Annotated in this window: 17 protein-coding genes and 1 pseudogene; 8 read left to right on the top strand and 10 right to left on the bottom strand. The window is 71.2% G+C overall.

The window, feature by feature from the left end; all coding sequences use genetic code 11:
• Positions 1–6 precede the first annotated feature (6 nt).
• The 10 genes and pseudogenes from CED_RS16000 to CED_RS15960 form a co-directional block, all read right to left on the bottom strand.
• Positions 7–1,473 carry a class I SAM-dependent methyltransferase gene (locus tag CED_RS16000; RefSeq protein ID WP_035911934.1) on the bottom strand — a complete coding sequence of 489 codons (1,467 nt, stop codon included), beginning with the start codon at positions 1,471–1,473 and terminating at the stop codon, positions 7–9.
• Positions 1,474–1,606: 133 nt separating this feature from the next.
• Positions 1,607–1,783, bottom strand: a complete 177-nt coding sequence (locus CED_RS24385) for a hypothetical protein (protein WP_011437256.1) — start codon at positions 1,781–1,783, stop codon at positions 1,607–1,609.
• Positions 1,784–1,791: 8 nt separating this feature from the next.
• Positions 1,792–2,034: pseudogene (locus CED_RS15995) on the bottom strand (PHP domain-containing protein); the annotation flags it as partial.
• 61 nt (positions 2,035–2,095) lie between these two features.
• The gene (locus CED_RS15990) at positions 2,096–3,724 is read right to left on the bottom strand and encodes a pyridoxal-dependent decarboxylase (RefSeq protein WP_035911954.1); all 1,629 of its coding nucleotides are present in this window, start codon (positions 3,722–3,724) and stop codon (positions 2,096–2,098) included.
• 884 nt (positions 3,725–4,608) lie between these two features.
• Entirely contained in the window at positions 4,609–4,785 is a 177-nt protein-coding gene (locus CED_RS24780) for a hypothetical protein (RefSeq protein WP_023840775.1), read from the bottom strand.
• A gap of 312 nt (positions 4,786–5,097) precedes the next feature.
• A complete protein-coding gene (locus tag CED_RS15980; RefSeq protein WP_035731820.1) occupies positions 5,098–6,366 on the bottom strand; it encodes a DEAD/DEAH box helicase in 1,269 nt (422 codons plus the stop codon).
• Positions 6,367–6,997: 631 nt separating this feature from the next.
• The gene (locus CED_RS15975) at positions 6,998–8,578 is read right to left on the bottom strand and encodes a glycosyltransferase 87 family protein (protein ID WP_051868862.1); all 1,581 of its coding nucleotides are present in this window, start codon (positions 8,576–8,578) and stop codon (positions 6,998–7,000) included.
• 25 nt (positions 8,579–8,603) lie between these two features.
• Positions 8,604–9,905: a DUF445 domain-containing protein gene (locus tag CED_RS15970; protein ID WP_035911931.1), complete on the bottom strand. Its 1,302-nt coding sequence runs from the start codon at positions 9,903–9,905 to the stop codon at positions 8,604–8,606.
• A gap of 173 nt (positions 9,906–10,078) precedes the next feature.
• On the bottom strand, positions 10,079–10,381 hold the full coding sequence (locus tag CED_RS15965) for a DUF6343 family protein (RefSeq protein ID WP_084680831.1): 303 nt from the start codon (positions 10,379–10,381) through the stop codon (positions 10,079–10,081).
• A gap of 126 nt (positions 10,382–10,507) precedes the next feature.
• A complete protein-coding gene (locus tag CED_RS15960; RefSeq protein WP_035731823.1) occupies positions 10,508–11,281 on the bottom strand; it encodes an enoyl-CoA hydratase-related protein in 774 nt (257 codons plus the stop codon).
• A gap of 1,017 nt (positions 11,282–12,298) precedes the next feature.
• Between CED_RS15960 and CED_RS15955 the strand changes: the two genes are divergently transcribed.
• The 8 genes from CED_RS15955 to CED_RS15920 all read left to right on the top strand — a co-directional run bounded on the left by CED_RS15955 (position 12,299) and on the right by CED_RS15920 (position 19,894).
• A complete protein-coding gene (locus CED_RS15955; RefSeq protein WP_035911925.1) occupies positions 12,299–15,322 on the top strand; it encodes a nitrate- and nitrite sensing domain-containing protein in 3,024 nt (1,007 codons plus the stop codon).
• A complete protein-coding gene (locus CED_RS15950; protein ID WP_011437246.1) occupies positions 15,322–15,741 on the top strand; it encodes a roadblock/LC7 domain-containing protein in 420 nt (139 codons plus the stop codon). Before CED_RS15955 ends, CED_RS15950 begins: the two co-directional genes overlap by 1 nt.
• Before the next feature lie 108 nt (positions 15,742–15,849).
• Positions 15,850–16,221 carry a DUF742 domain-containing protein gene (locus CED_RS15945; protein ID WP_011437245.1) on the top strand — a complete coding sequence of 124 codons (372 nt, stop codon included), beginning with the start codon at positions 15,850–15,852 and terminating at the stop codon, positions 16,219–16,221.
• Complete coding sequence (locus CED_RS15940) at positions 16,202–16,822, top strand: ATP/GTP-binding protein (RefSeq protein ID WP_011437244.1); 621 nt, start codon at positions 16,202–16,204, stop codon at positions 16,820–16,822. The genes CED_RS15945 and CED_RS15940 overlap by 20 nt, the downstream gene beginning before the upstream one ends.
• 119 nt (positions 16,823–16,941) lie before the next feature.
• Positions 16,942–17,937: a LuxR C-terminal-related transcriptional regulator gene (locus CED_RS15935; protein WP_011437243.1), complete on the top strand. Its 996-nt coding sequence runs from the start codon at positions 16,942–16,944 to the stop codon at positions 17,935–17,937.
• A gap of 670 nt (positions 17,938–18,607) precedes the next feature.
• Positions 18,608–18,916 carry a TcmI family type II polyketide cyclase gene (locus tag CED_RS25430; RefSeq protein ID WP_049761097.1) on the top strand — a complete coding sequence of 103 codons (309 nt, stop codon included), beginning with the start codon at positions 18,608–18,610 and terminating at the stop codon, positions 18,914–18,916.
• Between the two features lie 180 nt (positions 18,917–19,096).
• Positions 19,097–19,354, top strand: a complete 258-nt coding sequence (locus CED_RS15925) for an acyl carrier protein (protein WP_035911922.1) — start codon at positions 19,097–19,099, stop codon at positions 19,352–19,354.
• 51 nt (positions 19,355–19,405) lie between these two features.
• Entirely contained in the window at positions 19,406–19,894 is a 489-nt protein-coding gene (locus CED_RS15920; protein WP_011437240.1) for an SRPBCC family protein, read from the top strand.
• Positions 19,895–19,898: the final 4 nt, after the last annotated feature.

Raw genomic sequence — 19,898 nt, 5'->3', positions numbered from 1 at the left:
GCCGGGTCAGCCGGCCGTCGACTGGCTCGGTGCGGTCGTGGGCGTCGGTGCGGTCGTGGGCGTCGGTGCGGTCGACTGGCTCGGTGCGGTCGACTGGCTCGGTGCGGTCGTGGGCGACTCGAAGCGGGGCCGCAGGGGCATGCCGGCGGTGCCGGCGTCCGGCCGGACCGCGAGGGNCTGGTGGATCTGGGTCCGCCCGCTCTCGAAGCTCAGCGCCGATCCGGCCATGTAGAGCCGCCAGACGCGGGCCCGACCCGCCCCGACCATGCCGACCGCGGCCGGCCAGTTCTTCTCCAGCAGGCGTACCCAGGCCCGCAGGGTCAGCGCGTAGTGCTCGCGCAGGGACTCGACGTGGCGCGCCTCGAAACCGGCCGCCTGCATCAGGGAGACCATGACCCCGATCTCGTGTAGTTCCCCGTCCGGGAAGACGTAGCGCTGGAGGAAGTCGCGTCCCCTCGGCAACGGGACCGGGCCGAGGCCGGGCCGGGCCCGGCGGGCCCCCGCGGGGTCGCCGGGAAACGAGATGCCGTGGTTGAGCAGGCGCCCCCCGGGGCGCAGCAGCCGGTACAACTGGTCGAAGTAAGTCGGGAGCATCGCCCGGCCGACGTGTTCCACCATGCCGATGGAACTGATCGCGTCGAAGGGGCCGTCCGGGATTTCCCGGTAGTCCTGCAGGCGGATCTCGATGACGTCGGCGAGGTCCGCCTCGGCGACGAGGCGGCGGGCCTGCGTGGCCTGTTCCACCGAGATGGTCACCCCCACGCCGCGGACCCCGTGGTGGCGGGCGGCGTGGATCAGCATGCTGCCCCAGCCGCAGCCGATGTCCAGCAACCGCTCGCCGGGACGCAGGCCCAGCTTGCGGCAGACCAGCTCGTGCTTGGCGTTCTGGGCGGCGTCCAGGCCGACCTGCTCCGATTCCCACACCCCGCAGGAATAGGTCATCGTCGGGCCGAGGATGAGGCGGTAGAACGCATTGGACACGTCGTAGTGATGGGATATCGCCGCCGCGTCCCGGTCCCGGGTGTGCTGCCGGCCGCGCAGCCGGGCCTCCTCGGGCGGCGGGGCCGGCATGCGCGGGCCGAGTTCGCGCAGCAGGGTCGCGGCGGCGCGGGCGGTCGCGCCGGTCAGCCGCGAGCCGGCACCGGNGATGCCTCGGCGCACCGCGAGGGCGGCGAAGATGTCCCCCTCGACGTCGATCTCCCCGGCGACGAAGGCCCGCGCGAAGCCCAGCTCACCCGGGCGGAACAGAATGCGGCGCAGCGCCTCCGGCGAGCGGACCAGGATCCGGGTGGTGGTGTCCGGTCCCAGCACCGAGCCGTCCCACAGCGCGATCCGTACCGGCGGGNCGTCCCCNATCAGGCTCTCGAACAAGATGCGCGTCGCCCGCGCCACGTTCGGTGACCACTGCGGCTCCCGGCGCGGAATGGTCGCTTCGGCAGGGTCGTGCTCCGCCGGCTGTCGACTGATCGTCACGGCGCATCCTCCGGTTGTTACCTGGGCTCATCGTCCCCCGGAAACCTGCTGCCGCAACGGTGTCGGGTGTTGCATGTCCGTATCCCCGACGGGATCCTCGGTAGCGGGAATGCTCCGGTCCGTCCCGCGCCGCTCAGGCCACGGCGGAGGCGCCGAGCAGGGCCTTGAGGTCGCCCATGAGGGCCGGAGTGCGCTGGACCGTATGCGCGTCGTCGAACCGGAACACGGTGGTGCGGCTCGCGGTCTGCAGCCGCAGGTGCACTTCCGTCCGCCCGGGAGGGGCGCCGAGAACCTCCCGCAGCCGCTCCACCGTCAGCGGCGCACCCGCTGCTTGAGCGGGCGGGATTCCGGCGCGACGTACGCCTCGCAGCCGATGATGGGCTTGACGCCGGCCGCCGTCGCCTGCTTGTGGAAGTCGTAGGCGCCGTACATGTAGCCGTGATCGGTGATTGCGACCGCCGGCATCTGCTGGCGGAAGACCTCTTTGAGCATGTCCTTCAGCCGAGCCGCCCCGTCCAGTGTCGAGTACTCGGTGTGAACGTGAAGGTGGACGGAAGAGTTGGACCGTCAGACCTTCCCGCGCGCGCGGTCCGGACACCTCCGCCGTCGTGTCTGCCGGGTACTACGAAGCGATACCGCCGCGGTGCGTACCGCCGCCGCTCGGCGCCGCCACGGTCGTCCCCCGCACGGTCGTCCCCCGCACGGTCGTCCCCCGCACGGTCGTCCCCCGCACGGTCGTCCCCCGCGCCTCGGCGACGGCGGCCTCGATCACCGCGATCGTCCGCTCCACCTCGCCGTCCGAGGTCGACCAGTTGCTTACCGAGATGCGCATCGCCGTGCGCCCCCGCCACACCGTGCCGCTCACGAACGCCTCGCCGCTCGCCGTCACCGCGGCCGTGACCGCCGCCGTCAGCCGGTCGCCCTCCGCCCGCCCGGCCGCCGTCCGGTCGCCCTCCTGGTCTGCCACCACCCGGATCAGCACCTGGTTGAGCTCCACGACGCGGCCCGGGCCGGCTGACCCGGCTGACCCGGCTGACCCGGCTGGGCCGGCCACCGAGTTCAGCACCGTCACCCCGGGAAGAGCGGCGAGCCGCACGGCGAAGCGGTTGGCATACTCGCAGCACCGGTCCACCAGATCGCGCAGCCCCGCCCGGCCGAGCGAGCGCAGCGCCGCGTATACGGCGAAGGCCCGTGCCCGGCGGCTGAACTCCGGTGTCCAGTCGACCGGGTCGAGCCGGCCGGCGGAGTCGAGGACGAAGTAATCCGCCGAGACCGACATCGACCGCCGGTGCGCCTCGCGGTCCGCGATGAGCGCGATCCCGCAGTCGTACGGGACGTTGAGCCACTTGTGGCCGTCGGTCGCCCACGAGTCGGCCCNCTCGACCCCGGCGACGAGGGCGCGCCGGGACGCCGCCGCCGACACCGCCGCCCACAGCCCGAACGCACCGTCCACGTGTACCCAGGCGCCGTGTTCGCGGGCCAGCGCGCACACCTCCTCGAAGGGGTCGAACCCGCCGGTGTTGACCTCCCCCGCCTGGGCGATCACGATCGTCGGCCCGCTCCCGCCGCTCTCGTCGGCAAGGGCCGCCCGCAGCGCCTCGGGGCGCATCCGCCCGAGTTCGTCGGCCTCGACGGCGATCGTCGCGCGGGTGCCGAATCCGAGCAGGCGCANCGCGGCGTCGACGGTGGCGTGCCGGGCGGCACCGACCAGGACCCGCACGGGCGGCGCCCCGGCGAGACCGTCCGTCTCGACATCCCAGCCGGCCCGCGCCAGCACCCGGTGCCGTGCGGCCGCCAGGGCGGTCACGTGCGCCATCTGGGTGCCGGTGGTGAACCCGNCGGACACCCCCGACGGCAGGCCGAGCAGTTGCGCGATCCAGCGGCCGGTCAGCGCCTCGACGGCGCTGGCGGCCGGGGAGAGGGAGGCCAGGGCGGCGTTCTGGTCCCACACGACGGTGAGCAGGTCGGCGGCGAGCGCCGCCGGCAGGGTCCCGCCGACGACGTAGCCGAAGAAGCGGCCCGAGCCGGTCGCGGTGAGGCCGCCGGCCACCGCGTCGACCAGGGCGTCGATGACCGCCACCGGGTCGCTCGGGCCTGCCGGCAGCGTGTCGCCGAGCCGGCGGCGGACCTGCTCGGCGGTCAGGCTGGGGCCGACCCGACGATCGGCCAGACCCGCCAGGTAGGCGTCGGCATGCCCGGCGGCGGCGCGCAGTGCCGCGCGGAGCGCGTCAACGGGCGGCATGCCTCGCATCGGTGGATCTCCTCGTCCGAGATGGATGATCGTTCGCCAGCGGGTCCGATGCCCGGCGGCGTCAGTCGGCCGCCACCGCCGCCGCCGGGCGTGCGCCGCCTCCCGGCCCAGCCAGTCCAGCACCAGCTCGGCGGTGAGCCTTCGCCTCAAGCATCGGCATGTGGCCGAACCTGTCGAGGATCTCCACCCGCCAGTCCGGGCGTTCCGCGGCGACATGGCGTGCCACGCCCACCGGGATCAGCCGGTCGGCGGAGCCGTGGACGAGCAGCGTCGGTTGCCGGACGGTGCGGACCATGTGCGCGAGCGAGGCCGGGCGCACCAGTGACCAGACGACCGAGCGCGCCGCTCCCACGTACGCCTGGTCCGCGCCGGGGATCCCGCCGCGCTCGCTCTGCGCGCGCACCATCGCCGCGATCGCCGCCGGCGGGACGCGGCCGGGGTCGGCGCAGAGCCGCCGCAGGTTCTCGTCGACGAGCTGGTGGGGGGTGTAGCGGCCGCGGCGGTACGCGAGGACCGCCGCGGCGAGGCGGGGGACCGGCAGACCGGGGNGAGCAGTGGGGCGAAGGCGAGCCAGGGGNGGTGGGAGCCGCCGAGACCGTGCGCGCACAGCAGCAGCGGGCCGTCGGGTGGCCCCCCCGAGGTCGACGTAGTGCACCGGCCCGTCCAGCTGGGCCCAGAACGACCGGTGGTTCTCCCGGCCGAACGGGTCCGCCGAAACCGGGGGTGTGGTCACCGGGGGTGTGGTGACCGAGGGGGCGGTCACGTCGCGGCTGCTCATGCTGTGACGGTAGGACGACGCTCCTCGTGGCCGACAGACCCGCCAGCGGTGAAGCCGACGGTGAAACAGCAAGGCCGGCCGCCCGACGGCGGCCGACCTCCAGAAGTCACAGTGACCGGGAGGCGCCGAGCCGGAGCCGGTTCGGGTTTGCGACGGACCCGAACGAGAATGTCTCCGTGGCCGGCTCGAAGACCTCCGCGCCGTCGAGGACGCCGGAGCCGGTCTCCCGCTGACCTGGTAGGGAAAGCCCCGGGACCAGGTGGGTCGTCTCATCCTGTTCCATGCGCAACGCTCCTTCCATCGTTACCGACACCTGTCCCTAAAACGGTATCGAGTGGACGTGGCGCGCAAAGTCTCCAAGTGATCCTGGTCACACCACAAATCCGAACGATGGCGATGCGTTGNGCCCTTCATTGGCCGTCGGATGGCCCTGGCATGCGCGGATCGTGCGCAGAGCATGCGCGAGCCGTTGGTCAGGCGCGTTCAACCGGCCAACCGGCCAACCGGCCCGGTCGAAACCGGGGCCGGTCGGCCGGAGCCCGCGGCCGGGGCGGGACGTCCGGTCGGGCCCGCAGGGGCGCGCCGGAGCCGGCGGTCAGGCTGTCGGTGCCGGTGCGGTGGAGGCCGTTCCGGGAGCGGCGCCCCGGCGCGGCGGGCGGCCGTGCCCGGTCGCCGGCCGCCCGAACCGGTGCCCCTCTCGCCGGGCGGGCCGGTGCTCGTTGCCGCGAGGCGTACCGCCGCCGCGCGGTCCCCGCCCGCCGCCCGTGCGGGCTAGCGGGATCTCGTCCTTGCTGATCCGGGGCGCGGGCGGCCCGGCGAGCTCGAGCACGATCGGATCGTCGGCGGTCGTCGGGATCGGCCTCGCCTCGATCCCGACGGCGCGCAGCAGCCCGCGCACCTTGCCGCGTTCGGCGGGCAGGGTGACGAGCACGTCCGCACCGTCGGCGCCGGCTCGGGCGGTCCGTCCGCCTCGGTGCTGGTAGGTCTTGGCGTCCTCCGGCGGACCGAGGTGCACGACGAGCCGGATGCCGTCAACGTGGATGCCGCGGGCGGCGACGTCGGTGGCGACCAGCACCCGGTAGAAGCCGTCGGTGAAACCGGCCAGCGCCCGGGTCCGCGCCCCCTGTGGCATTCCGCCGTGCAGCGGCTCGGCCGGCACCCCGGCCCGGCTCAGCGACTCGGCCACCCAGTCGGCGTCACGCTGGGTGCGCACGAACACCAGGGTGCGCCCCGAGCCGCCGGCGAGCGCGGTCACCAGGGCGACCTGCGCGGCCCGGTCGACGGCCTCGAGCGCGTGCCGGGCGAGCGTGGTGACCTGGGAGACCTCGGAGTCCACCGCGACCAGGACCGGGTCGGGCAGGTAGTCGCGCACGAGCACCTCGACCTCCCGGTCGAGCGTCGCGCTGAACAGCAGCCGCTGCCCGTCCGCCGGAGTGGCGTCGAGCAGTGCCTTCACCGCGGGCAGGAAGCCGAGGTCACACATGAAGTCGGCCTCGTCCAGGACCGTGATCTCGATCCCGTCCAGCACGCACGCGCCGCGCTCCACCAGATCGGTGAGCCGACCCGGGGTGGCGACGACCAGGTGCACACCGCGGCGCAGCGCGGAGATCTGCCGGCTGATGGACGTCCCGCCGTACACCGGCGCGAGCCGGAGGTTGAGCGCCTTGGTCAGGGGCTCAAGCGCGTCGTTGACCTGCTGGGCCAGCTCGCGGGTCGGCACGAGGACGAGCGCACGGGGCCGGCGGGGCTGGGCCGGCCCCTGGCCGGCCAGGCGGGCGAGCAGCGGCAGCCCGAAGGCGAGCGTTTTGCCCGAGCCGGTCCGGGCCCGGCCGAGGACGTTCTCCCCGGCGAGGACGTCGGGCAGGGTCGATGCCTGGACTGGGAACGGGGCGGCGATGTCCCGGTCGGCCAGCGCCTTGATAAGCCGGCGGGGCAGGCCCGCGGCCTCGAAGGACTCGGCCGGCGGCCGGGGCTCACGCGTGGTGATGGTCGGTCCGGCCGGGCGCGCCGGGCCACCGGAACGGGAGCCGCTGTACCGCGGGCCGCGCCCGCCGGCGCCGCGGCCGCCGGCGCCGCGGCCGCCACCCCGGGCCCCGCCACCGCCCGGACCGCCGCGGCCCCGGGCCGGGCGAGGCTGGCGCTGCGGGGCGTGCGACTGCTGGGAGCCGGGGGACTGCTGGCCCGGGTGGGACTGGGAGTTTCCGTACTGAGACAGAGGATCCGCCGATCAGGTCAGGGCCGCCATGGGTCCACCCGGACTGGATGAGGTGTCCCACACCAGTCCGCGTATCGTCCGGAGGCCGGGGGTACGGCCGGGTTTCGCGACCGGACCCACCGGCGGGTCATCCCCGCTAGGGCGCTCGCACCGACCTCGCACACCCGACCGTTCGGCCGGGCGCGGACGGCCTTGCAAGCCGTCGTTCTGTTCAAGGTACATCGCCGTTCCGCCACGCGGAGTGTGAGAGACGCCGATCCTGCGGCTGTACGTCTCGGGCTCACCCGCTGGTTCGTCCCGGGTTGCTCTTTCGGGCGAGCGGGTCGCCGGCCGCGGTGCGCAGTCCCCGGTCGCGGGCGGTGACGTGCCCGGCCCAGGCCACCAGGGTGACGACGCCGACGAGTGTCCCGTAAGCACCCACCACCCGCCCGGCCGCGCTGTGCCCCGCCGCGAGATTCACCACCGCGTCACCGAGCCCGAACACGACCGCGAGCCCGAGCCCGACCGCGAGCCTGAGCCTGGCGGGCGTCGCAGCCCGCCCGCCCGCCGCCGCGACGGTCCGTCGCCGGGTGGCCGACGGCCGCGACGTCCGACCGGCGTGCAGCGAGCTCAGCACGAGTGGCCCGAGGATCGCCGTGACAGCCAGCAGCTCCATGGTGGTGCTGCGGTGGGGCGTCACGAGGAACCAGGAGCTCACGGCGAACGCGGCGGTCGGACCGGGGGAGACCGGCCCCACGCACGTGGGTGGTTCCACCGGAGTGCCCGATCCCGCGGCGGTGCCCGGTCTCACCGGAGTGCCCGATCCCACGGCGGGGNCCGGCCCGATGGGGGCACCGGATCCGACCCGGCAGCCCGGTCCGACCCCGGCGTCCGCGAGGCTTGGACGAGGCGCGCTGAGTACGAGCAGCGGTGCGACCAGCAGGAGAAGGTAGTGGCTCCACACGATCGGGGAGGCGAGGATCGCGGCGGCGACGGCACCGGCGAACAGCAGCCGTTCGTCGTGGCCCCGCCGGGTGGCCGCCCAGCAGACCGCGAGGACGGCCAGGGCGCAGAGCCGGGCGATCGACGCGGCGGCCTCCATCGCGACACCGATGTTGACAAGCAGGCCGGTGAGGCTGAGCCCGTTCGGGGCCTCCGCCCGGGCGAGCGCGTCCAGCATGCCGACGTAGGTCGCTGTTCCCACCGGGCTGAGCAGCTCACCGGCCAGGAACAGGGCGCCGAGACCGGCGAGGGCCACCATCCAGGCCCGCAACCGGCGGGCGAGCAGCAGCCAGAGCAGCAGCGGCGCGAGAAACAGCTTGCTGTAGACGAGCAACGCGACGACGCCGCCACAGGTCCAGGGCCGGTCGCGTCGTTGCCAGGCCAGTGCCAGCCCCGCGAACAGCAACGCGTTGAGGGTGCCCATCTGCAGCCCGATGATGGTGCACGACGGGGCGATGACCAGCGCGTACACCCGCCAGTCCCGGGCGCCGGCGAGGTGGGTCCCGCCGAGCAGGGCGAGCACGGATCCCGCGACGAAGATGTCGTCCGCATGTGCCAGGCAGGACAGCGGCGCGAACGGCATCGCCGTGAGGTAGGGGTAGACGAACGCGAAGCCGGAGTACACCGCACCCGTGCCGGGGGCGGGATAGGGATCGAGCCCGTGCCGCACGGCCGCGCCGGCCCGCAGGAAGACGTCGACGTCGTAGTGGCCGATCCGGGTGATCAGTCCGAACCAGACCAGCATGATCAGTCCGACGACCGGCAGGGTGGGCCGACCGGGTGGCGTCGGCCATGACACTCCCCGGACGAGCTGTCGGTTATCCGGGCCGGGCCGGCTCCCACGCTCGTCGCCACGGCGATCGTCCTCGTTGCCCCGCATGCTTCCCTCAGCTCCACCCGTTGCGTCAGAAGGCGAGTTCGGTGACCAGGTGGATGATCAGTCCCACGAGGGCGCCGACGACGGTGCCGTTAATCCGGATGAACTGCAGGTCGCGACCGACGTGCAGCTCGATGCGCCGGGAGGCCTCGTCGGGCTGCCAGCGGCCGACAGTATCTCCGATGACCGCGGCGATGTCGTCCTTGTGCCGGCACACCACGCGGGTGGCCGCGTTCGCCACGGTGTGGTCGACGGTGCGCGCCAGCTCCGGATCGGTGGCGAGCTGGGCGCCGAAGGCCGCGAGTTCGTCGGTCGCGCGGACCCGGGCCGTGCTGCCCGGATCGGAGGCAAGATCGAGCAGGATGCTCTTCGCCGTGGCCCACATGGCGGAGATCACCCGGTCGACCTCGGGATGGGCCAGGAGCCGGTACTTGATCTGCTCGACCTGCCGTCCCAGCGCCTCGTCGGTGCGCAGCCGGCCGGCGAAGCCGCGCAGGAACGCGTCCAGGGCGCGGCGTGCCCGGTGCTCGGGGTCGGTGCGCAGCGCCTCGGTGAAGCGCAGCGCCTCGCTGTACGCCTTGGCCGCGACCGCCTCGTCCAGCCACTTCGGAGACCAGCTTGGTGCCCGCTCCTGCACGGTGCGGGCGAAGACCTCCGGGTTCTGCTTCAACCACGTCTCGGCCTCGGTGACGATCACGTCGACCAGTCGATGGTGCAGCCGGTCCTCGACCACCCGTTCCAGCGCCATTCCGAGAGCCCCGGCCCAGGGCCGTTCGACGACGCGGGGCAGCACCGCCTTCTCGACGAGTTCGCGGACCAGGTCGTCGTTCATCCCGGAGAGCACCGCGATGAACCGCTCCGCCGCCTCGGTCGTGACCCGTTCGGCGTGCGACGGCTGGCACAGCCAGGCACCGACCCGGGCGGACACTCCGATGCCGTCGATCTTCTCCCGGATCACGTCCTCGGCGAGGAAGTGGGTGCCGACGAAGTTCTCCAGACTCCGACCAAGCGCGTCCTTACGTCGAGGAATGATCGCCGTGTGCGGGATCGGGAGGCCGAGTGGGTGGCGGAACAGCGCGGTCACCGCGAACCAGTCGGCCAGTGCGCCGACCGCGCCCGCCTCGGTGGCCGCGGCCACGTACCCGATCCACCCCGGGCCACCGTTGGCCTGCCAGCGGGCGGCGAGGAGGTAGATCGTCACCACCGCGGCAAGCAGGCTGCCGGCGATGAGCCGCATCCGGCGAAGCCCGCGGCGCAGGCCCACCTCGTCGGTGGTGCCGCGCGCGAAGCCAGCCGACACCGGCCCGGAGACGCCCTCCGGATCGTTCATCGCCGCCCGTTCGGTCGGCAGCCCGTCCCGCCGCCCACTGAGATCCTCCTGCTCGTTCCGCCAGCCGGATCGGCGCGGACCGACCAGGCTGGCGGGCGAGCCTGGCGGTGCCGGACGCGGCGATCCTCGGCCACCTTATGCGGGAGCACCGCCCATCCGGACCGGCGTGGGGATCATTCGGTCTGGCGCCGGATCCGTTGCTGGATGACGACCAGATCGACGATGGCGACGAGGGCGAGAAAGGCGAGGAAGGCGGCGCCGGCTGTCTGCCCCCGGACGGCGAAGAAACCGGCGAAGACCCCGCAGAACACCAGGCCGAACGCGGCGAGGACGCGGCGTAGCCCGAATGCGCTGTGAGCCGGGGGGAACCCCCCCGGATCGGAGGAGCCGCAGGAGAAGGCGCGGCGCCACCAAGGCCGGTGCCCGAGGGCACTACCCCGGTCGCGTTGGTGCGGCAGGGAATGGGTCACAGACACCGGTATGCCCCGCCCGGACGGGGCGAACCGGTCGCCCTCGTCGCCGTTGCGGGGATGGTCCTCCCGGATCGCACGGACGGCATCGAGCGGGCGGACACCGACGTCGGTCAGCCCTCGGGTGGTCGGTCAACCCTCGGCTGCCGACGTGCCGTGGCGGCCCGGCAGCCTGGCGGTCATCGCGGATCTCGCCTCGTCGCTGACGAGGCGCTCGGTGAAGATCGAGCTTTCGACGTCGATGCGCGCCAACACCTCCGGTGTCCCGCCGTCGTGCAGCAGGGCGCGAGCTGCCGCGAGCGCCTGCGGCGGCTGGGCCAGCAGCGCCGCCACCCGGTCGTCGACCCGGGCGCGTAGCGCTTCGGCGTCGGGAAGTACCTCGGTCACCACCCCCAGTCGGGCGGCCTCGGCCGCTCCGAGGGACTCGCCGAAGTAGACGAGGCGGGCAGCGATGGCTGGTCCGACCCGGCGGGGNAGCAGGAGGGNCGACCCGAACTCGGGGATCACCCCCAGGTTGACGAACGGCATCCCGAGGGTGCTGCGCTCGGTCGCGTAGACCAGGTCGCAGTGCAGCAGCAGCGTGGTCCCGATGCCCATCGCGGGCCCGTCGACCTCGGCGACGAGAAGTTTCGTGCTGCGGGCCAGCGTCCGGATGAAGGTCAGCGTCGGACCCTCCGCCCGGAGGGCGTCGGCGGCCAGAAAGTCGACCAGATCGTTGCCGGCGGTGAAGGATCCGCCGCTGCCGGTCAGCCGGATGACCCGGATCTCCGGGTCGGTCTCGGCCTTGTCGAACGCCTCCGCGAGGGCGAGGTACATCGCCTGGGTGAGGGCGTTGCGTTTCTCCGGGCGGTTGATCCGTACCGTCAGCGCGCCCTGGCCGGGTTCGCTCTCGATCTGGCTGCTCATCCGTGTCTCCTCACCGGTCCGTCGGGTTCCCTGGCCCGGCCGTGCTCCCGACCCGGCCGTGCCCGGGGGCGTCAACCGTGCCCGGGGGCGTCAACCGTGCCCGGGGGCGTCAACCGTGCTCAGGGGCACAGTGCCACCGGCTGGCCTCGGGTGAAAGTAGTTGTGCCACCTCCGCCGCTTCCGTGACCTCCGCCGCTTCCGCCAGCCGGGGCCTCGCTCGGCGATTAGCGCAGCAGTTCAGCAGTTCAGCAGCAGCTCATTGGACGGGAGTTGATGGGGAGGTCTGTCGTGGAGTTGTTGTGGAGTGATTGAAGCTTCGGCGGACCGGGTAGGGCCTGATCGGCAATCGTCGACGCCTGATCGGCAATCGTCGACGGGGGTGACTGCTGGGGCGGGGTGACCCAGTTCCCGTCGCCAGGTGTCTGCAATGTCTACAACGTCTGCAATGTCCACAATGGAACCACTCTTCATGATCTGGCAAGAGGTGGGAGCTGCGGCCCGGGCGGGGGTCGGGTGGGCTGCGAGGGTGTGATCTGTGTGGCCTCGGATCGTGCGATGTGCTTCCAGCAACATGCCAACATGTGATGTGTTTGCGTTGTCGAGCGCGGTGCGACCGGTTGATCGGAGCCTTCGTGGCCGCGGAGGATCTGCGCCGGTTGGCGTCGACTGCTGCCCGTCAGTGCTAGTTCATGCGCATCGTCGTTGTTTGGTCCGGGCTGCGCTCATGTAATTCGGGGCGGGTTCTGGTTGCGCGTTGCGCGCCCGCGAATGTTCGTCACCCGGTGCTACCTCGCCATCCTTTTGCGTTGAAGGCGGGTGCCCCCAGTCGGGCTAGTTCTTCACCCGCTACAGTTGTCCGCGCCCCCGGAACATTCACCCGATGTCCGGACCGCCTACTCCAATGCGCTGGCCCGGTGTTGTCGTCTGTGGTCTTCCGGTGACATGTCCCGATGGAACTCGACTACTCACCCCCGCACACGAGGCACTCGACTCCCGGGTGCCGGACGAGAGGACCGGATGCTCCAGAATTGGCCCATCCGCTCGAAGCTAGTGGTGATTCTCGTCGTCCCCCTGGCTGCGCTCGCGGTACTGAGCGCGATACAGGTGCGGGGGAACGTCGACAACGTGCGGGTCGCCAACCGCATCAAGGCACTCGCCGACTTCTCGATCAAAAGCAACGAGCTGGTCCAGGCCCTGCAGGTCGAGCGGTACGCCACGAACTCCTATGTCGGTTCCAACTACATGGCCGTCGCTCAGGAGCAGGCGGCGCTCGCCGCCCGCGGCCCGGTGGACAAGGCCCTGGCCGTCTATCGGGCCGGTGAGGCGGCGCTGCCCGCGGCGGGTCGTGACACCCTGGCGACCACGCTCGCGTCGATCTCGGAACGCCTCGGCAAGCTCTCTGCGCAGCGCAAGGCGATCGACGCGCACCAGGCGCAGGTGGACCAGAACATTGCTTTCTACTCGGGTGCCGTGGACGATCTCCTCGCCCTCAACGCCCAGGTGGCGGCCGGAAGCCGCAACACCTCGCTGGTCAACGGTGCCACCACACTGGTGAGTATCGCGCAGGCCAAGGAACAGGTCGCCCACCAGCGCGGCGCCGTCGTCCGCGTGATCCTCCTCCAGCAGACGGATGCGGCCACGCTGCGGGAGATCCAGACCAGGAGCGGGGCGGAGGACGCCTGGCTGGCCCAGTTCCGCACCACGGCCACGGCGGACGAGCAGGAGTTCTACAACGTGACGGTCGGCCGGACGATCTCGGCCGCCGCGACATTGCGTGACGGCACGGTCAACGCCGTGCAGAACGGCCAGCCGCTGACCGTTACCCCGCAGATCTGGCTGGAGGCCTCCGACGCGAAGATCAATGCGATGCGGCAGGTCGAACGCCGGATCGCGGCCGACCTCGCAACGACCAGCGCGAAGATCGCCAGTTCGGCCACCCGCGACGCGCTCCTCAGCGGTATCGGCGTGGCGCTGGTGCTCGTGGTGTCGGTGGTGATTTCTCTCCTGGTGGCGAGCCCGATGATCCGGGACCTACGCCGACTGCGCCGCGGCGCCCTCGAAGTCGCGAACGAGCGGCTGCCCGGGGTCGTCGACCGTCTGCACCGCGGGTCGCCGGTGGACGTGGCCGAGGAGGAATTCCCGGTCGAGGTCCGGAGCAAGGACGAGATCGGTCAGCTCGCCGAGGCGTTTGGCACCGTGCACGCGGTGGCCGTGCGGACCGCGGTGGAGCAGGCCGCGATGCGCAAGAGCATCGGGGACACGTTCCTCANCCTCGCCCGCCGCAGCCAGGCACTCATTCACCGCCAGCTCAAGGTGATCGACGCCCTGGAGCGCAAGGAGACCGACCCGGACGAGCTGGAGGAGCTCTTCCGTCTCGACCACCTCGCCACCCGCATGCGCCGGCACGCCGAGGACCTCATCGTGCTGTCCGGCTCCAAGCCGGCCCGTGGTTGGCGCCGGCCCGTCCCGGTCAAGGACGTCGTCCGTGGCGCCGTCGCCGAGGTGGAGGACTACACCCGGGTGCAGGTGATGTCGATCGACGGAGGGGCCATCAGCGGTCACGCCGTCGGTGACGTCATCCACATGCTCGCCGAGCTGATCGAGAACGCCACCTCCTTCTCTCCGCCCCACACGCCGGTGCATGTCTCCGGGCACGAGGTGTCGAACGGCTTCGTGATCGAGATCGAGGACCGCGGGCTGGGCATGAGTCCGGAGGAGTTCGACGCCGTGAACGAGCGGCTGGCCAACCCGCCTCCCTTCGACCTGTCGACCAGCGAGCGTCTCGGCCTGTTCGTCGTCGGTCGGCTCGCCGAGCGGCATTCCATCTCGGTGAAGCTGCGGTCCTCGCCGTACGGCGGCACGATGGCGATCGTCCTGGTGCCGACCACGCTGCTGCGGCAGGTCGACACCGACGGGGAGGCCCGGCCGGAGCCCGCGCAGATCGCCCCGCCGCTCCCCATGACGCGGGTTCCGGCTCTCGACGGCCCGGCCATCGACGAGGACCGGTTCCGTGGNTCGCTGGTGGACGCGGACGGCAACCTCGCCGGTCCCCCCGCGCGCTCCGAGGACGCGGCCGCGGCTGCGCACGGTCAGGACGAGACGCTCATCGACGATCTGCCGGTCTTCGCCACGGTGCGATCGAGCTGGTTCGTCGCCGACCGCCCGCGGCACCGTTCCAACGGCAGGCCTTCGGACGCTCCGCCGCGTCCCTCGACCCCGCGCTCCGACCCGGACGGNGGGTCGGGCGGGAAGCCCGGCTCCCGCGACTTCGGTGNCCCCCCGCCGCTGCCGTCGCGCCGTTCGCGTGGCGGCCGCAGGGCCGTGGGGGACCAGCCCCACCCCGCCGTCCCGGACCATCCCCAGACGCCCGGGTCGGACGACCCCGGCGGTCCGCCGGCCCGTCCGGGACAGGACACATCTTTCCGGGATGAACCCTTCCGGGAGGAGCCCTTCCGGGATGGCCCCTTCCAGGACGGACGGGACGTCCCCGGTCCGGGTGGCCACGACGGTGCGCCCGGCTCCGAGTATGGCGGCGACGGCGGACCCGGCAGCCGTGTCACCTCGCTGTTCGGTGACAGCCCCATGGCCAGGGAGCGGTCGCGCGGTGGTGAGCCCGGCTCCGCCGACCCGCGGGAGGCCACCCGAACCGATCCGTTCNCCTCACCGCTGGGCCGGCCGGTGGGACGCTCCGAGGGATTCCAGCGCGAGGACNCCCCCGCCATGGGCCAGACGGTCGTCCCCCTCGGACGCCCGGCGCCTTCGGCCCGTTCGGACGAGCCCGCTGACCCGGCCGGGCCCGGCGCGGACGGCCAGCTGCCCGTCGATTTCACCGAGGTGGGCCTGCCCAAGCGCACCCGGCGGGCCAGTCTCGCGCCACAGCTTCGTCGGGACACTCCCGAGGAGCGTTCCGGAATACTCGCCGCGCAACGGAGCCCGGAAGAGATCCGCAACATGATGTCGTCCTTCCAGAACAACTTTGGTCGTGGTCTGGCGGACGGCCAGGTTTCGAACGACGGTGACGATGTAGGAAAGGTGACCTGATGCGTCCGCTGGGGCCGTCCGAGAACATGAGCTGGTTGCTCAACAACCTCGTCAAGAAGGTGCCCGAAGTCACCTATGTGATTGCGCTTTCCTCTGACGGGTTGTTGCTCGCCACCTCGTACGGGATGGACCGGGCGACCGCCGACCAACTGGCCGCGGTGGCCTCCGGATTCAACAGCCTGGCGCGCGGCGCGGGTCGTTTCTTCGGGGGTGGAAACGTCCGGCAGACCATTGTCGAGATGGACGAGGGATTCCTGTTCGTCACCGCGGTCGGGGATGGATCGTGCCTGGCCATTCTCAGCAGCCCCGGCGCGGACATCGGTCTCATCGCCTACGAGATGGCGCTGCTGGTGACCCGGGTCGGCGAGTTTCTCACCCCGGAACTCCGGGCTCAGATGCAGTCCGCGCTGCCACTCTGACATCGGCCCGGCGATCGGGTGGGGGTCCGATCGGTTGGTGGGTCAGCCGGTCACCCCCTGCCATCACCGACCGGATGACAGCAGAATTCTCAAGGCAGGAGGACCGGTATGTCGCGCGATGATGAATGGTTCGACGAAGAGGCTGGTCCGGTCGTCCGCCCCTACGCTGTCACCGGGGGCCGGACACGGCCGACGAACCAGACGTTGGAGCTGGTCGCGTTGGTGACCACCACGCCCAACGGCCGGCTGATGATGCGGACGCTGGAGCATGAGCAGCGCGCCATCGCGCTGCTCTGCCAACGCGTGCAGTCGATCGTGGAGATCTCCGCTCGGCTGAATCTTCCGGTCGGGGTCGCGCGGGTCCTCGTCGGCGACATGCTCGACGCCGGCCTGGTGACCGTGACCCGACCGGCCCGACCCTCCGACCGCCCTTCCATTGCCCTCATCGAAAAGGTGCTCGATGGACTACAGGCCCTCTAGAACGGGGTCGCCGGAAACGGCGCCGCCGCATCCGGTAAAAATCATCATCGCCGGCGGGTTCGGAGTCGGAAAGACGACGTTCGTCGGTTCGGTGAGCGAGATTCAGCCCCTCACCACGGAGGCCGCGATGACGGCCGCAAGCATAGGGATCGACGACACCAGCGCGGTCGGTTCGAAGACGACAACCACGGTCGCGATGGACTTCGGTCGGATCACGCTTCTCGACAGCATTATTCTCTACCTTTTCGGCACCCCGGGCCAGGACCGGTTCTGGTTCATGTGGGATGAGCTCGTCCTCGGCGCGATCGGCGCGGTGGTCCTGGTGGACACGCGGCGGCTGGCCGACTCCTTTCCGGCCATCGACTACTTCGAGGAGCGCGACATCCCGTTCCTCATCGCGCTGAACCGGTTCGACGGTGCGCGGGAGTACCGGGTGGAGGACGTCCGGGCNGCGTTGGACCTCGATCCGCGCCGTCCGGTGGTGTTCTGCGACGCCCGGCAGCGGGAGTCGGTCCGGCAGTCCCTGGTGTCGCTGGTCCGCCACGCCCTCGACGTGGTGTCCGCGGAGTCCCGGCCGGGCCTGCCCCAGCGGTCGGGGTGAGCGGCCGCGTCGGTCCGGTGGGCACGGCTGGTCCGGTGGGCACGGCTGGTCCGGTGGGCACGGCTGGTCCGGTCGGCGTCCGTCGGCCACGTCCCGATCCTGCTCCGAGGAAGGGGAAGGTGCTCGATCTTTTCGGTATCGATGAGGTCACCCTGGCCGCCTATCGGCTGTGGCTGTGCCACGAGGTCCTGAGCGTGCCCGAGGTGGCGGAGATGCTCGGCGAGCCGCTGGTCGCCGCGAGGCGGGCGCGTGATCGTCTGGTCGAGCTGGGTCTGCTGCTGCCCTCGCGCGAACGGGCCGGTCACTACGTCGCGGTGCATCCCGAAGCCGGGCTCGACCACCTGCTCCAGGCGCAGCACGAGCAGCTGATCCGTCGCCATGAGCGGCTGCTCCTGGCCCGGGCACAGATCAGCTCCTTCGTCTCGGACTACCTGGAGAGCCGTCCCGGCGGGGACACCGCCGAGGTAAGGCGGATAGACAGTGCCGACCAGGCCCGTGCGGAGCTGCTCGCGATCGTCGGGCGAGCCGAGCGGGAGGTGCTCGCGCTGCATACCCGGCGCGAGTGGTCCTCGACCCTGACTCGCGAGGTGATGCCGGTCGAACTGCGTGCGTTGCGGCGTGGTGTGGTGATGCGCAGCGTCCTGCCCCGGTCGGTGCGCCTGGACGAGCTCGGCGCCGGTTATGTGCGGACCGTGGCGGCGCATGGCCTGGACGCCCGAATGATCGACGATCCCCGGCTGGACGCCACCGCGGTCGACGGGCGGATCGGCCTGGTCCGACTGGGCCGGGGGTTCGCGACCGGCCAGACCCTGCTCGTGCGCACCCCGGAGCTGACCGCCCTGCTGCTCACCCTGTTCGAACAGGTCTGGGAGGCCGCCGAACCGCTGAGCGGCGAGGCGATGGCCGCTCCCGGGGACGGTGACGACGCGCCGAACGACACCGAACGGCTGCTGCTGCGTCTGCTCAGCCTCGGCATGAAGGACGAGGCGGCCGCGCGCCATCTGGGCGTCTCCGTCCGCACCGTGCGCCGCATGATCGCCGATCTGATGGCACGGTTGAACGCCCGTAGCCGATTCCAGGCGGGTAGCCTCGCCGCGCAACGCGGCTGGTTCTGAGCGGCTGGTTCTGAGTAGCCGGCTCTGGATGTAGCCGGCTCTGGNGTAGCCGGCTCTGGATGTAGCCGGCTCTGGGTAGCACCATACCCGACCAGGCCGAGGCCGAGCGCGGACGACGTGGTTCCCACGAGATCGAGATCCCGGTTCTCCTCCGGTGGCGTGTCGACCACCCCCGGGCACCGGGAAGCCCGCTCGCGATGGTTGTAGCCGCGTTGTGCTCTCCGTGTGCACTGGTTGGCATTTGACTGCCAGGGCAACTTGCTGCCAGGGGAAATCCAGGACAGCCGCGCCGCGTGGCCCCATGCTCTCGATGAGTCAAAGAAGCCGACTGCTTTAGAAAGGCTGGCTGCTTCAGAAGGGCTGTCGGGTGGGAAGCGGTGGTCGCGCACCGGTCACTCCCGGCCGGCTCCATGCTCGTCGGCGGATTCCCCTGCCACCTGTAACGCGTCGCAAGGTGCCGGGGCCGGTCCGTCATGGCCGGTCCGCCTGACTGCCCATGCACACGGTACCCGTGCTTGCCATGCACACGGTACCCGTGCTTGCCTGGGGTCAAACACGCGCTTCCCAAGAACATGTCGAGGAGATTCTTGTGCCCTCAGTCACCGGTCCCTCAGTCACCGGTCCGCAGAACCCCGCCACGCCGTCCGGAGGTCAGTCACACCGGACTCTCATCGTGGCCAGGATGAACCCTGCCGACGCTCCCGCCATCGCGGCGACCTTCGCCGAGTCCGATGCCGGAGAACTACCCGGAATCGTGGGTGTGACCAGGCGTGACCTGTTTCACTTCCATGGCCTTTACTTTCATCTTATCGAGGCTCCGACTAACGTCAGGAACACCGTCGAGAACGTCCATGAGCATCCGCTGTTCGTCGACGTGAGCAAAAAGCTCGGGAAATACGTCTCCGCCTACGACCCGGAGACCTGGCGCACCCCCGGGGACGCGATGGCACAGAGTTTCTACTCGTGGACGGCCGGCTGAGCCCCCGGTGCGCCACCGGGCTCCTGATACACGGCCGGGCTCCTGTACACCGCCAGAGCACCGGGCCCGCCGGCTGCGGCCGCGACCGGTCATCAGCGACCGCGTCCTAGATCCCGCCCACCGGTACGCCCAGTTTTTCATGTGAACCCCGAAACCCGAAAATGAAAAAGGGAGTACGACATGCCCCGGCAATGGTCGGCCGATGCCCTGCTCGACTTCCTGGTCGAGCAGGCCGGTCTGCCCTCGGACGAGCGGCCGACGGACCTGGATGTGACCTTCATCGACATCGGCCTCGACTCGCTCGCCTACCTCCAGCTCTCGGCGGAGGTGGCCGGGACCTTCGGGGTGGACCTCCCGGCCGAGCTGCCGGAGAGCTGGNCCCTCGCCGAGATCCTGGCCACGGTGAACACGGCTCTCGGCCAGCGCGAGACGGTCTGAATCCGCCGTTAGTTCCCACGCCCCATACCTTCCAGGCCGACCGGAGCCGACGTGAGCGGGCACACTGACAACTCGATTTTCATCGATGCCGACATTGAAACCGTCTGGACCATCACCAACGATCTGAAGTCCTGGCCTGACCTCTTTACCGAATACGCCTCGGTAGAGATTCTTGAGCACCATGAGAACACCTTCAAGTTTCGCCTGACCATGCATCCCGACGAGAACGGGACGGCGTGGAGTTGGGTGTCCGAGCGGACGCTCGACCCGGCCACCCGGCAGGTGCGCGCGTACCGCGTCGAGACCGGTCCGTTCGAGTACATGCACATCCACTGGAGCTACACGCCGGAGGGCACCGGCACCCGCATGCGCTGGGTGCAGGACTTCCATATGCGCCCGTCGGCGCCGGTGAACGACGAGCAGATGACCAACCGCATCAACGCCAACACCGCCCGCGAGATGTCGGTGATCCGGGAGAAGGTCGAGCGGGCCGCCGCCGAGCTGCCCCCGGTCTCCATCGCGCTGCCGGAACAAGTCTGAGGAG

Source organism: Frankia sp. CeD, from assembly GCF_000732115.1.
In the GTDB taxonomy this organism is placed as follows: Bacteria; Actinomycetota; Actinomycetes; order Frankiales; family Frankiaceae; genus Frankia; species Frankia casuarinae.
This window is presented reverse-complemented; position numbering and strand designations above follow the sequence as displayed.

What these genes read in the sequence shown, in the direction of transcription:
- CED_RS15970 (WP_035911931.1), bottom strand. Translation starts at nt 9,905, where the DNA reads ATGAACGATCCGGAGGGCGTCTCCGGGCCGGTGTCGGCTGGCTTCGCG.
- CED_RS24780 (WP_023840775.1), bottom strand. Translation starts at nt 4,785, where the DNA reads ATGGAACAGGATGAGACGACCCACCTGGTCCCGGGGCTTTCCCTACCA.
- CED_RS15945 (WP_011437245.1), top strand. Translation starts at nt 15,850, where the DNA reads ATGTCGCGCGATGATGAATGGTTCGACGAAGAGGCTGGTCCGGTCGTC.
- CED_RS15950 (WP_011437246.1), top strand. Translation starts at nt 15,322, where the DNA reads ATGCGTCCGCTGGGGCCGTCCGAGAACATGAGCTGGTTGCTCAACAAC.